General features: G+C 69.3%; 14 protein-coding genes. 9 read left to right on the plus strand and 5 right to left on the minus strand.

Features of this window, described 5'->3' with window-relative positions; translation table 11 throughout:
* Positions 1 to 41 precede the first annotated feature (41 nt).
* On the minus strand, positions 42 to 785 hold the full coding sequence (locus ACIBF7_RS05085) for a deoxyribonuclease IV (protein WP_219549791.1): 744 nt from the start codon (positions 783 to 785) through the stop codon (positions 42 to 44).
* A 72-nt stretch (positions 786 to 857) separates the two neighbouring features.
* On the opposite strand from ACIBF7_RS05085, the gene ACIBF7_RS05090 reads away from it, so the two are divergent.
* On the plus strand, positions 858 to 1,037 hold the full coding sequence (locus ACIBF7_RS05090; protein WP_219549793.1) for a hypothetical protein: 180 nt from the start codon (positions 858 to 860) through the stop codon (positions 1,035 to 1,037).
* Between the two features lie 44 nt (positions 1,038 to 1,081).
* On the opposite strand, the gene ACIBF7_RS05095 is transcribed toward ACIBF7_RS05090, so the two are convergent.
* Positions 1,082 to 1,393 (minus strand): hypothetical protein, encoded by a 312-nt coding sequence (locus ACIBF7_RS05095; protein ID WP_148035959.1) that lies wholly within the window; start codon positions 1,391 to 1,393, stop codon positions 1,082 to 1,084.
* A gap of 191 nt (positions 1,394 to 1,584) precedes the next feature.
* On the opposite strand from ACIBF7_RS05095, the gene rpsF reads away from it, so the two are divergent.
* The 7 genes from rpsF (at position 1,585) to ACIBF7_RS05130 (ending at position 5,932) form a co-directional block, all read left to right on the plus strand.
* Positions 1,585 to 1,875, plus strand: a complete 291-nt coding sequence (gene rpsF, locus ACIBF7_RS05100; RefSeq protein WP_148035960.1) for a 30S ribosomal protein S6 — start codon at positions 1,585 to 1,587, stop codon at positions 1,873 to 1,875.
* Positions 1,876 to 1,968: 93 nt separating this feature from the next.
* The gene (locus ACIBF7_RS05105; protein WP_148035961.1) at positions 1,969 to 2,529 is read left to right on the plus strand and encodes a single-stranded DNA-binding protein; all 561 of its coding nucleotides are present in this window, start codon (positions 1,969 to 1,971) and stop codon (positions 2,527 to 2,529) included.
* Between the two features lie 66 nt (positions 2,530 to 2,595).
* Complete coding sequence (gene rpsR, locus ACIBF7_RS05110; protein WP_020543048.1) at positions 2,596 to 2,832, plus strand: 30S ribosomal protein S18; 237 nt, start codon at positions 2,596 to 2,598, stop codon at positions 2,830 to 2,832.
* Positions 2,833 to 2,846: 14 nt separating this feature from the next.
* Entirely contained in the window at positions 2,847 to 3,293 is a 447-nt protein-coding gene (gene rplI, locus ACIBF7_RS05115; RefSeq protein WP_148035962.1) for a 50S ribosomal protein L9, read from the plus strand.
* Positions 3,294 to 3,480: 187 nt separating this feature from the next.
* A complete protein-coding gene (locus ACIBF7_RS05120) occupies positions 3,481 to 4,347 on the plus strand; it encodes an ABC transporter substrate-binding protein (RefSeq protein ID WP_397196486.1) in 867 nt (288 codons plus the stop codon).
* Complete coding sequence (locus tag ACIBF7_RS05125; protein WP_148035964.1) at positions 4,344 to 5,192, plus strand: amino acid ABC transporter permease; 849 nt, start codon at positions 4,344 to 4,346, stop codon at positions 5,190 to 5,192. Before ACIBF7_RS05120 ends, ACIBF7_RS05125 begins: the two co-directional genes overlap by 4 nt.
* Positions 5,189 to 5,932 carry an amino acid ABC transporter ATP-binding protein gene (locus ACIBF7_RS05130; protein WP_397196487.1) on the plus strand — a complete coding sequence of 248 codons (744 nt, stop codon included), beginning with the start codon at positions 5,189 to 5,191 and terminating at the stop codon, positions 5,930 to 5,932. Before ACIBF7_RS05125 ends, ACIBF7_RS05130 begins: the two co-directional genes overlap by 4 nt.
* Here the strand turns inward: ACIBF7_RS05130 and ACIBF7_RS05135 are convergent.
* Both ACIBF7_RS05135 and ACIBF7_RS05140 read right to left on the minus strand, forming a co-directional pair.
* Positions 5,929 to 7,398: an APC family permease gene (locus ACIBF7_RS05135; RefSeq protein ID WP_261808988.1), complete on the minus strand. Its 1,470-nt coding sequence runs from the start codon at positions 7,396 to 7,398 to the stop codon at positions 5,929 to 5,931. The genes ACIBF7_RS05130 and ACIBF7_RS05135 overlap by 4 nt on opposite strands.
* 88 nt (positions 7,399 to 7,486) lie before the next feature.
* Entirely contained in the window at positions 7,487 to 8,788 is a 1,302-nt protein-coding gene (locus tag ACIBF7_RS05140; RefSeq protein WP_148035965.1) for an MATE family efflux transporter, read from the minus strand.
* Between the two features lie 282 nt (positions 8,789 to 9,070).
* On the opposite strand from ACIBF7_RS05140, the gene ACIBF7_RS05145 reads away from it, so the two are divergent.
* Positions 9,071 to 12,616 (plus strand): replicative DNA helicase, encoded by a 3,546-nt coding sequence (locus ACIBF7_RS05145; protein ID WP_397196488.1) that lies wholly within the window; start codon positions 9,071 to 9,073, stop codon positions 12,614 to 12,616.
* Here the strand turns inward: ACIBF7_RS05145 and ACIBF7_RS05150 are convergent.
* The gene (locus ACIBF7_RS05150; RefSeq protein ID WP_261808989.1) at positions 12,613 to 12,738 is read right to left on the minus strand and encodes a hypothetical protein; all 126 of its coding nucleotides are present in this window, start codon (positions 12,736 to 12,738) and stop codon (positions 12,613 to 12,615) included. The two genes, ACIBF7_RS05145 and ACIBF7_RS05150, sit on opposite strands and share 4 nt — an antisense overlap.
* Positions 12,739 to 12,822 lie beyond the last annotated feature (84 nt).

Below are 12,822 nucleotides of genomic sequence, written 5' to 3' on the forward strand. Positions count from 1 at the left end.
TCGGTAATCCAGGGAAGTTATCCACAGGTTGTGTACATCGTCTACAGATTCTTCCTCAGGAACGCGATGTCGTCCGCCTGGCCCTCCGCCGGAGTCTCCACCACGACCGGGGCCCCGGCCATCCGGCACACCTCCAGGATCAGCTCCGGGTCGATCCGCCCGTTGCCGATGTTGGCGTGACGGTCGGCGCCCGAGCCGAAGTCGTCGCGCGAGTCGTTGCAGTGGACCAGGTCGATCCGGCCGGTGATCGCCTTGACCCGGTCGACCAGCCCGAGCAGCTCCTCGCCGCCCGCGTGCGCGTGGCACGTGTCGAGGCAGAACCCGACGTCGAAGCCGTCGAGCGCGTCCCACAGCCGGGCGATGCTCTCCAGCCTGCGGGCCATCGCGTTGTCGCCGCCCGCGGTGTTCTCGATCAGCACCGGGATCGGGCACTCCATGCGCTCGAACACCTTGCGCCAGTTGTCGAAGCCGACCTGCGGGTCCTCGTCCTTGCCGAGGTGGCCGCCGTGCACGATCAGGCCCTTGGCGCCGATGCTCGCCGCCGCCTCCAGGTGCTGGGCGAGGAGCTTGCGGCTGGGGATCCTGATCCGGTTGTTGGTCGTGGCGACGTTGACCAGATAGGGGGCGTGGATGTAGATGTCGACGCCCTCGACCGGCTGGGCGGGCAGCACGGGCTTCTTGTAGCCCTGGGGGTTGCCGAGGAAGAACTGCACGACCTCGGCGCCGACGGCCTCGGCGTGGGCCGTGATGTCGTCCTGGTGGACGTGAGCTCCGATGCGCACCATGTCATGGAGCCTATCCGTTTGACTGACCTGCGGCGGGGCAGTCGGCTTGCACCCCCTACCCGAGGAGACGATATGACCCGCTGGCGCTGGCGGTCGTTGATCCTGCTCGTCTACGTGATCATCGGCATCTACGTGGCGTGGGTGTACGACTACATCACCCCGGCCATCCTGAGGGACGTCGCCGAGGCGCTGCTCGCCATCTTCCTCTGGTTCCTGGTCCTGCTCGGCGTGGACCTGCACATCGGAGGATGACCGATATCACCGAACGGCCCCGGCTCCGGCCCGGGCCGTTCGCTTTACGGAAGGTAGCCGCCGCCCGCGATGCCGAGCGCGACGCCGACGAACGCGGACACCATGCCGACGATGTTGAGCGAACGCTGCGGCGTGGTCACCGAGACGTACTGCGAGTAGAAGCCGATGCCGAGACCGAGCGTGCCCGCCCAGGAAGCGACGACGTGCCCGCCAGGGAAGAACAGGGATGCGAACGCGACGAGCCCGCACACCACCGCGGCCACGGCGAGGGTGTTCTCCACCGGATGCCGGCGGCCGTCGGTGTTGAGCGTGAGCCGGAACCGCTCGGTCTGGGCGGGCTGGAGGAAGTGTGGCACTGCGGAGCACCTCCTTGGCTTTCTGACAGGCTTTCCCATCAGCGGGCTGCTGGTAACCTGGTCAGGCTGCGTTGTGATGGGAGACCCGTCACCCCGGAGCGCCGAAGGGGGCGTCCGGGTCAGACGTCAGCGTCCTCCTGTCACGGCAGAGCGTCGTGACCGCAACAGTCCAGAGGAGGTAGGAGTCCCGCATGCGTCGTTACGAAGTAATGGTCATTCTGGACCCTTCGCTCGATGAGCGCACCGTGGCACCGTCCCTCGACCAGTTCCTCACCGTGGTCCGCAACGACGGCGGCACCGTGGAGAAGGTCGACGTCTGGGGCCGTCGCCGTCTCGCCTACGACATCGACAAGAAGTCCGAAGGCATCTACGCCGTCATCGACCTGTCCGCCGAGCCGGCCACGGTCAAGGAGCTCGACCGGCAGATGAACCTCAACGAGGGCATTCTGCGCACCAAGGTCCTGCGTCCGGACAACCACTGAAGGAGCCGCTCGTAGCCCGGCTTTTTGTCGGGCCGCGACCGTAGTCTGAGCCGTAATCCCAAGCGAAGACGTGCAGGAAGGCGAGCGCAAGCCATGGCAGCAGGCGACACCGTAATCACCCTCGTCGGCAACCTCGTCGACGACCCCGAGCTGCGCTTCACCCCGACGGGGCAAGCGGTGGCCCGGTTCCGCATCGCGTCCACTCCGCGCTTTATGGACCGCCAGACCAACGAGTGGAAGGACGGCGAGAGCCTCTTCCTCACCTGCAACGTGTGGCGCCAGGCGGCGGAGAACGCCGCCGAGAGCCTCCAGCGCGGGATGCGGGTCATCGTCCAGGGGCGGCTCAAGCAGCGCTCCTACGAGACCAAGGAAGGCGAGAAGCGCACCGTCTACGAGGTCGAGGTCGACGAGGTCGGCCCGTCCCTGCGCAACGCCACCGCCAAGGTCAACCGCACCTCCCGGCAGGGTGGCGGCGGCGGCTTCGGCGGCGGCCCGGCCGACGACCCCTGGGCGTCCGCCACGCCCGCCCCGCCCCAGGGCGGCGGCTTCGGCGGTGGCGGCGGCTACCAGGGCGGCGGCCAGCAGCAGGGCGGCGGGTCCTCCTCCGGCGGCTTCGGCGGCGGTGGCGACTTCAGCGACGAACCGCCTTTCTAACCCACCAGAAATCCAGTCCGAGTCCATTCCCGCTTCTGACAGCGGGGCTCTGAGAGGAGCACCACGATGGCCAAGCCGGCACTGCGCAAGCCCAAGAAGAAGGTTTGCCTGTTCTGCCACGACAAGATCTCCTACGTCGACTACAAGGACACGGCGCTGCTGCGGAAGTTCATCTCCGACCGCGGCAAGATCCGTGCGCGCCGGGTGACGGGCAACTGCACCCAGCACCAGCGCGACGTGGCGACCGCGATCAAGAACGCCCGTGAGGTGGCTCTGCTGCCCTACACGAGCACCGCGCGCTAAGGAGGTCTGTCGACATGAAGCTCATCCTCACCCACGAGGTCTCCGGCCTCGGCACCCCCGGTGACATCGTCGAGGTCAAGGACGGCTACGGCCGTAACTACCTCATCCCGCGCGGCTACGCCATGCGCTGGACCCGTGGCGCCGAGCGCCAGATCGAGTCCATCAGGAAGGCGCGCGACGCCCGCGAGATCCGCGACCTCGGCACCGCCAAGGAGGTCGCCGGCCAGCTCGGCGCCCTGCGCGTGCGCCTGGCCACCCGCGCCGGCGAGTCCGGCCGGCTGTTCGGCTCGGTCACCACGGGCGACATCGCCGACGCCGTGAAGGCCGCCGGCGGCCCGATCCTCGACCGCCGTCGCATCGAGATCGTCAACCCGATCAAGAGCACCGGCGCCCACAAGGTCACCGTCAAGCTGCACCCCGAGGTCTCGGCGTCCGTCGACGTCGAGGTCGTCGCGGGCTGACACCAGGCCCCGGCCTCACGGCCCCCTTCCCGTCCGCGGGAAGGGGGCCTGCCTTTTGCCGCGGCCAGGGCCGGTGCTCACGGGGCGCCGCTTGGCGGCCCGTACGCGCAGGTGGGGGACCTGATCCCCGCCGTGGCCGCGTAGAATTCTCACGTTCTTCCTCTCGCGTTCCCCCTGGAGGCTCCCCATGGCCCGTCCTTCGATGCTGATCGCGCTCGGTGCGCTGGCGGCCGCGACCGTCGCCTGCGCGCCCGTCGACGAAACGGCGACGACGGCGGCGGCCTCTCCCACCTCGTCCACGGCGTGCACCAAGGACCAGCTCACGCTCGTCAACCAGGGCAAGCTGACCATCGGCACCGACAAGCCCGCCTTCGAACCGTGGTTCAAAGACGACGACCCGGCCAACGGCCAGGGGTTCGAGAGCGCCGTCGCGTACGCGGTCGCGGGGGAGCTGGGCTTCGACCGCGACGAGGTGCAGTGGGAGACGGTCAAGTTCGACACCGCGTTCGCCCCGGGCGAGAAGCGGTTCGACTTCGACATCAACCAGGTCTCGATCACGCCCGACCGGGCCAAGGCCGTCGACTTCAGCAACGGCTACTACACGGTCAAGCAGTCCGTGGTGACGCTGGGCGACGGCAAGTTCGCCGGCGCCGCCTCGCTGGCAGAGCTCAAGGACGCCAAGATCGGCGTGCAGGTCGGCACCACCGCGCTGGACGCGGTCAAGAGCGTGATCCAGCCCACCGCGGAGCCGAACGTCTACAACGAGCAGATCGACTCCATCAACGCGCTGAAGAACGGGCAGATCGACGCTCTGGTGCTCGACCTGCCGACGGCCTTCTACGTGACGGCGGCGCAGGTCGAGGGCTCCAAGATCGTCGGCCAGTTCGGCTCGACCGGCGAGACCCCGGAGGAGTTCGGGCTGGTCATGGAGAAGGGCAGCGGGCTGAAGTCCTGCGTCGACAAGGCCGTCGACAAGCTCAAGTCCAACGGTGACCTGGACAAGATCGAGCAGCAGTGGCTGAGCGAGGCCGCGGGCGCGCCGGAGCTGAAGTGACCGCCGACCCGGTCTGGGTCAAGAGCGAACGCCAGCGCGAACGCGAGCGGGTTCTCGCGTCACAGGGCCGCCGCACGGCCTCGGTCGCGACGATCTCCACGATCCTGTTCGTCGCCCTGGTCGTCGTGGTGGTCATCAACTCCCCGGGGTGGCCCCGGGTGCAGGAGACGTTCTTCGACCCGGAGATGTTCCTCAGGTCGGCGCCGGCGGTGGCCGAGGGCTTCCTGATCAACATCAAGATCTTCCTGATCGCCGAGCCGTTGATCCTGGTCGTGGGCCTGCTCGTGGCGCTGGTCCGCGGCACCAAGAACCCCGCGCTCTTCCCGCTCAGGGCACTGGCCACGTTCTACGTGGACGCCTTCCGCGGTGTGCCCACCCTGTTGGTCATCCTCATGGTCGGCTTCGGGCTCCCCGCCCTGAAGCTGCAAGGCATCCCGAACGACCTGGTCACTCTCGGCGTCATCGCCCTGACGCTCTCGTACGGTGCGTACGTCGCGGAGGTGTTCAGGTCGGGCATCGAGTCGATCCACCCCAGCCAGGTGGCGGCGGCGCGCTCGCTGGGCCTGAGCCACGGCAAGACCCTGCGGTTCGTGGTGCTGCCGCAGGCCGCGCGCCGGGTGGTGGTGCCGCTGCTGAACGACTTCATCTCGCTGCAGAAGGACACCGCGCTCGTGTCCACGATCGGCCTGGTGGAGGTGCTCCGGCAGGCCCAGATCATCGCCTCGCAGACGTTCAACTACACCCCTTATCTGGTGGCGTCGCTGCTGTTCATCCTGCTGACGATTCCGCTGGCCCGGTACACCGACCACCTGTCGGCGAAGGCGCGTAAGAGGCAGGGCTCATGAGCGTGCTGACCATCCACAACCTGTGGAAAAGCTTCGGCGGCAACGTCGTGCTGCGCGGCATCGACCTGGAGGTCGAGCAGCACGAGGTGGTGAGCCTGATCGGCGCGTCCGGCTCGGGCAAGTCGACGCTGCTGCGCTGCGTCAACCTGCTGGAGACGGCCGACGACGGCACCATCCATCTCGACGGCGAGGAGATCACCGACCCGCGGGTCGACGTCGACGCGGTGCGCAAGCGCCTGGGTACGGTTTTCCAGGCGTTCAACCTGTTCCCGCACATGACCGTGATGGACAACATCACCTTGGCCCCGCGCCAGGTCCACCGGGTCGGCCGCGCGCAGGCCGAGGAGGAGGCGCACGAGCTGCTGCGGAGGTTCGGGCTGGCGGACAAGGCGGGGGCCTACCCGGACCGGCTCTCCGGCGGCCAGCAGCAGCGGGTGGCCATCATCAGGGCCCTGGCCACCAAGCCGCGGGTGATGCTGCTGGACGAGGTCACCTCCGCGCTCGACCCCATGCTGGTCGTGGAGGTGCTCGCCGTCATCAGGGAGCTCAAGGAGTCGGGCATGACGATGATCCTGACGACGCACGAGATGTCCTTCTGCCGCGACATCTCCGACACCGTGTGCTTTCTCGACGGCGGCGTGCTGCTGGAGAAGGGCCCGCCGGAGAAGATCTTCACCGAGCCGGAGCACGACCGCACCCGTGCCTTCCTGAGCAGCGTGCTGGAGTCGGGCCGCTTCTAACGCCGGTGCCTGCCCCGTCCGGGTGTCGCCGCGGCGGCCCGGCCGGGGTCGGCCAGCAGGCTGCGGCGTCTGCCGTACCCGAGGTAGACCAGCACCCCGAAGGCCATCCACAGGGCGAACCACGCCCAGGTGTGCACCTGGAGGTTCACCATCAGCCAGAACGTGGCGACCAGCGACAGGATCGGCAGCAGCGGCGACAGCGGCACCCGGAAGCCGCGCTCCAGCTCCGGCATCCTGCGCCGCATCACGATCACCCCGGCCGCCACGAACATGAACGCGAACAGCGTCCCCATGACGACGAGTTCCTGCATCGTGAGCACGGGCACGAACTCGGCCAGCACGATCGCGACCGCGCCGATCACCAGCGTCACCCGCGACGGCGTGTGGTAGGCCCGGCTGATCACCGCCAACCGGCGCGGGATGAGCCCGTCGCGCGCCATCGAGAACAGCACCCGGGTCTGCCCCACGAGCAGCACCAGGATCACCGTGGTCAGCCCGAGCACCGCGCCCACGTCGATGACGTGCGTCATCCACCCGGCGCCCACCGCCTGGAACGCGCTCGCCAGCGGCGCCTCCACCGCGATGCTCGTGTACGGGACCATCCCCACCATGACGGCGGCCACCGCGATGTAGATCACCGTGGCCACGACCAGGCTGCGGATCATGCCCTTCGGCACCACCGTGCGCGGGTTCACCGTCTCCTCGGCCGCGGTCGCGACGATGTCGAACCCGATGTAGGCGAACGCGATCACCGGGGCGGCGGCGAACACGCCTGACCAGCCGAACGTCTGGCCCTGGCCGACGAACAGGTCCAGCACGGTCGCCGTCGGCGTGGTGACCGGCTGCGGCTCGGCGTGGAAGTCGCCGAAGTTCGCCACGTCCACGTACGTCGCGCCGACCACGATGACCGCGCCGATGGCCAGCAGCTTCGCCGTCACCATCACCCACAGCGCGCGCAGGCCGATCCGCGCGCCTGCCGCCACGACCCCGGTCAGCAGCACCAGGATGACCAGGACGAGGACGTTCTCGACCACCTCGGGCCGGGGGACCCGCACGCCGAAGTTGCCGATGGCGCCCACGGTGATCTGCGCCCACGCCCGCGACACCACGGCCGCGGCCAGCTGCAGCTCCAGGATCAGCGCCCAGCCGATGATCCACGCCCAGATCTCGCCGAAGATGACGTAGGTGAAGGTGTAGGCGCTGCCGGAGGTCGGCATCGTCGACGACAGCTCGGCGTAGCACAGGCAGGCCAGCAGGCAGGCGATGCCCGCGATCATGAAGGACAGGATGACGCCGGGACCGGCCTTCGTCGCCGCCATCTGCCCGGCGATGCTGAAGATCCCGGCGCCGATCATCACGCCGAGTCCGAGCACCACGAGGTCGGAGGTCCGGTACACCTGGGCCAGCGCATGGCGCGCGCCGGTGCGGAGGCCGGTCGCCTCGGCTGGTGGCAGCCGTCGCATCATTGCGGACAAAGTGACACACCCCGCTCATGAGACCCGCCCACAGTGCCTCACCACTTCCGGCCACAGCAAGCACGGAAGCGTCACGGTGCTAAGCCCCGACCACCAGCCAGGCGGAGCCGGCGGCGCGACGGGCCAGGGTGACGAGCCTGGCCACCATCCACACCCCGAGCGCGCACCACAGGGCCACGATGTCCATCCCGGACGCGAGGGCGGCGGCGGGCAGGTACGCCAGCGTCGTCCACACCCCCGCCCACGCCAGATAACGCTGGTCACCCGCGCCGATCAGCACGCCGTCGAGCACGAACACCACCCCGCAGATCGGCTGGAACAGCGCCACCGGCCAGAGGACGGCGAGCAGCTGTTCGGTCACCTGCGGGTCGGCGTCGAACAGGCCCGGCAGCAGCGGCCGCGCCGCCAGCACCAGCAGCCCCAGCACCGCACCCGACCAGACGCCCCACGTCACCATCCGCCGCGTGGCCCGCCGGGTGGCCTCGACGTCCCCGGCGCCGAGCGCCCGCCCGGTGATCGCCTGCCCCGCGATGGCGATGGCGTCCAGCGCGAACGCCAGCATCGTCCACACCTGCGTGGCGATCGCGTACGCGGCCAGCTCGGCCTGCCCCATCCTGGTGGCGATCACCATGGCGACCACCAGCACCACCCGCAGGCACACGGTCCTGACCAGGAGCGCGAACCCGGCCGTGCCCGCCTGGCGCACCCCCGCCGGGTCCGGCCGCAGGGGGACGCGCAGCCGCCGCGCGCCCTTGACCACGACCGCCACGTACACGGCCGCGCCGAGCGTCTGCGCCAGCACGGTGCCCCACGCCGACCCGGCGATGCCCCAGTCCAGGCCCAGCACGAACCAGGCGTTCAGCACCGCGTTGAGCGCGAACGAGCCGACCGCCACCACCAGCGGCGTCACGGTGTCCTGGAGGCCGCGCAGCACTCCCGTACCGGCCAGCACCACCAGCATGCCCGGGGTGCCGAGCAGGCTGATCCGCAGGTACGTCACGGCCTGCTCGGCCTGGTCCGGGGCGGCGCCGAACAGGTCCACCACCGGCGGCGCGAGCGGCCACATGACCGCGATCAGCGCCGCGCCGATGCCGAGCGCCAGCCAGATGCCGTCCACGCCGTGGCGCATCGCCCGCTCGTGGTGGCCCGCCCCGGTCTGCCGCGCCACCGACGCGGTCGTGCCGTACGCGAGGAACACGCAGAGGTTCACCAGCGTCGTCAGGACCGTGCCGGCCACGCCCAGCGCGCCCACCGCGGTGGTGCCCAGCCCGTGGCCCACGATCGCGTAGTCGGAGAGCAGGAAGAGCGGCTCGGCCACCAGCGCGCCGAATGCGGGCACGGCCAGCCGCAATATCTCCCTATCCTGGGGCGTAATGGGCATTCATCGATTATGCCCCTTACGGGACGCAGGTTGCCAACTTTCTTCCCTCCACAGCCGGTGGACATCGTATCCGCAGGTCGGAGGGCATGTGGATGATGATGTCCACAGTTATCCCCAGGCTCGTCCACAGGCCTTTCACACCCTGAGCGGGCTGCGTACACAGCTTGACCACAACCTTGTCCACAGGCCGCGTTGCTGATGGGCCGCAGAGCCGCGAAACTGTCAGACCGGTCGGCTACAACTGGGGGTGGCTCGACCGCTGCGAGCAGTTGAGGGGGCGCGGTGAGCATTGACGAAGAGATCGGTGCGGGCCCGGGGTTCGAGCGCACACCGCCCAACAACATCGAGGCGGAGCAGTCGGTGCTGGGCGGCATGCTGCTGTCGAAGGACGCGATCGCCGACGTCATCGAGATCATCCGCTCCGACGACTTCTACCGCCCCGCCCACCAGATGGTCTTCGACATCATCACCGACCTCTACGGGCGCGGTGAGCCGGCCGACGCGGTCACGGTCTTCGCCGAGCTGCAGAAACGCGGCGAGATGGCCCGCGTGGGCGGCGCCGCCTACCTCCACACCCTCACGGCCGTCGTCCCGACCGCCGCCAACGCCGACTTCTACGCCAAGATCGTCCGCGAGCAGGCGGTGCTGCGCCGCCTCATCGAGGCCGGCACCCGCATCGTCTCCTACGGCTACGGCGGCCAGAACGAAGAGGTCGACGACCTCGTCGACCGCGCCCAGGCCGAGATCTACAAGGTCACCGAGCGCCGCACGTCCGAAGACTACGCGGCCCTGGCCGACATCATGCCCGGCGCCCTCGACGAGCTGGAGGCCATCGGCAGCCGCGGCGGTCAGATGGTCGGCGTCCCGACCGGCTTCGCCGACCTCGACCAGCTCACCAACGGCCTCCACCCGGGCCAGATGATCGTCGTCGCCGCCCGACCGGCCATCGGGAAGGCTCTCGCCCTCGACACCCCCCTGCCCACGCCGACGGGCTGGACCACGATGGGCGAGGTCCGGGTCGGCGACCACCTGATCGGCGCCGACGGCAGGCCGACCCGCGTCGTCGCGGCCACCGAGGTGATGCACGGCAGGCCCTGCTACGAGCTGGAGTTCAGCGACGGCACGGTGATCGTGGCCGACGCCGGCCATCAGTGGCGCACCACGACCCGCGCCTCCCGCCGATCGCTCTCCCGACCTGGCGGAGAGGGGGGCACGCGCGCGGCCGTCCGCTCGGTCGTGACCACGGAGGAGATCGCCGCCACCCTGCGGTGTCCCGCCGATCAGCAGCCCCACCACGCCGTCGAGGTGGCCGCGGCTCTCCAGGGGGAGGAGGCGGACCTTCCCCTGCCGCCCTACGCCCTCGGGGTCTGGCTGGGCGACGGCCGCGGCGCGAGCGTGAGTCCCAGCCTCCAGGGTGTCCTGCGCTCCCTCGGCGTCCTGGACGACAGGCACATCCCCGTGAGCTACCTGCGCGCGTCGGAGCGGCAGCGCCGCGCCCTGCTGGCAGGGCTGCTCGACTCCGGCGGACGCGTCGACGCCGCGGGCCGGATCCGGCTCGCCGTGACGGACCGGCGCCTCGCCCGCGACGCGCGCGAGCTGATCCTGAGCCTCGGTTACCAGCCGACCGTCCGCACCGAGCGGATGAAGGCGTCATCCACCTACGTGATCGGCTTCACCACGCCTGACCAGGTCTTCCGGCTCCCCGGGAAGGCCGTCGGGCAGGGCGGCGGCGCCGACCTGACGGCCTCGGTCCGCCACATCGTGGACGTGCGCCCCGTCCCGTCCAGGCCCGTACGCTGCGTGCAGGTCGACAACGCCGACCACCTCTACCTGGCGAGCCGGTCCTGGATCCCGACCCACAACAGCACGCTCGGCCTGGACTTCGCCCGGTCGGCGGCGATCAAGCACGGCATGTCGACCGTCATCTTCTCGCTGGAGATGTCGCGCAACGAGATCACCATGCGACTGCTGTCGGCCGAGGCGCGGGTGGCGCTGCACGCCATGCGCTCGGGCATGATGACCGACGACGACTGGACGCGCCTGGCGCGGCGGATGAGCGAGGTGGCGGAGGCGCCGCTGTTCATCGACGACTCGCCCAACATGTCGATGATGGAGATCCGGGCCAAGTGCCGCCGCCTCAAGCAGCGCAACGACCTGCGCTTCGTGGTCATCGACTATCTGCAGCTGATGAGCTCGCCGAAGAAGACCGAGAGCCGTCAGAACGAAGTGTCGGAGATCTCCCGTGCCATCAAGCTGCTGGCCAAGGAGCTGGAGGTCCCCGTCATCGCCATCTCCCAGCTCAACCGAGGCCCCGAACAACGCACGGACAAGCGCCCCCAGGTGAGCGACCTGCGTGAGTCCGGTTGCCTGACCGCCGCCACCCGCGTCATGCGGGCCGACACGGGCGCCGAGGTCTCGCTGGGAGATCTGCTCGAATCGGGTGCGCGCGACATCCCGGTCTGGTCCCTCGACGACCGGCTGAAGCTCGTGCCCCGGACGATGACGCACGTCTTCCCGAGCGGGGTCAGGGAGGTCTACCGGGTCCGGCTCCGGTCAGGCAGAGAGGTGGAGGCGACGGCCAGCCACCCGTTCCTCACCTACGACGGCTGGCGTCCCCTGGCGGATCTCGCCGCCGGGGCGCGGGTGGCCGTGCCGCGACACGTCCCCGCTCCCTTGGACGTCGAGTCTTGGGACGAGGACGAGTTGGTCCTGCTCGCCCATTTGATCGGCGACGGCTCGTTCGTACGCGGGCAGCCGATCCGCTACAGCAGCACCGACGAGGCGAACCTGGCCGTCGTCACGGAGGCGGCCGCCCGGCGTTTCCACATCACCGCCGTGCGGGACGAGCACGCCGCGGCTCGGTGCACCTCCCTGCGGCTGCCCGCGCCGTATCGGCTGACCCATGGCAAGCGGAATCCCATCGCCGCCTGGCTCGACGGGCTGGGCCTGTTCGGTCTGCGCAGTCATGAGAAGTTCATGCCGGACGGCCTGTTCGCGCTGCCGAAGCGGCAGGCCGCGCTCTTCCTCAGGCATCTGTGGGCCACCGACGGGTGCGTGTGGTGGGACGAGAAGGCCGGGCAGGCGCGCATCTACTACGCGTCCACCAGCAGGCGCCTGGTGGACGACGTGGCGCGGCTCCTGCTGCGGTTCAACGTGATGACTCGGGTGAAGGAGTCCCGCAAGGGCGATCACCGCCCTTCTTACCAGCTGTTCGTCTACGGAGCGGAGAACCAGCTGCGTTTCCTCGACGAGATCGGTGTCCACGGCGGGCGCGAGACGGCTGCGCGTCAGTGCGCCGGGCGCCTACGGCTGATCACCGGTAACACCAACATCGACACGGTGCCGAAGGAGGTTTGGATGCGCGTCCGCACAGCGCTGGTGGAACGAGGTATGTCACAGCGTGAGTTCGCCGCCGGCATGGGGACGAGCTATTGCGGGACCACGCTCTGGAAACACGCGCCGAGCCGGGAGCGCCTCGGACGGGTCGCCGCAGTCCTGGACGCCTCGGACCTCGAACTGCTGGCCACCAACGACGTCTTCTGGGATGAGATCGCCTCAGTCGAGTCGTTGGGCGAGCAGCCGGTCTTCGACGCCACGGTGCTGGGCACGCACAACTTCATCGCGAACGGGATCAGCCTGCACAACTCCATCGAGCAGGACGCCGACATGGTGATCCTGCTGCACCGTGAGGACGCTTACGAGAGGGAGTCGCCACGGGCGGGCGAGGCCGACCTGATCGTGGCGAAGCATCGTAACGGGCCGACGGCGACCGTGACCGTGGCCTTCCAGGGCCACTACAGCCGCTTCGTCGACATGGCGCAACACTAGGCCAGGCGCACTCCGGCAGGGCTCACGAGCGACGTGACGATCGACTGGACGAGGCGCATGATGAGGGCTTCGAGCAGCATGACCGCCGCCTTGGCCAGCAGGGACGCCAGGAATTCGGACATTAGGTACCTCGCGGGGACGAGTGTGTCTTTCCTCGCATAATTAACCACAAAACACGCCGAGAGCTGTAGTCCGAGTGACCGGAA

It is taken from the genome of Nonomuraea sp. NPDC050478 (assembly GCF_044458265.1).
Taxonomy (GTDB): domain Bacteria; phylum Actinomycetota; class Actinomycetes; order Streptosporangiales; family Streptosporangiaceae; genus Nonomuraea; species Nonomuraea ferruginea.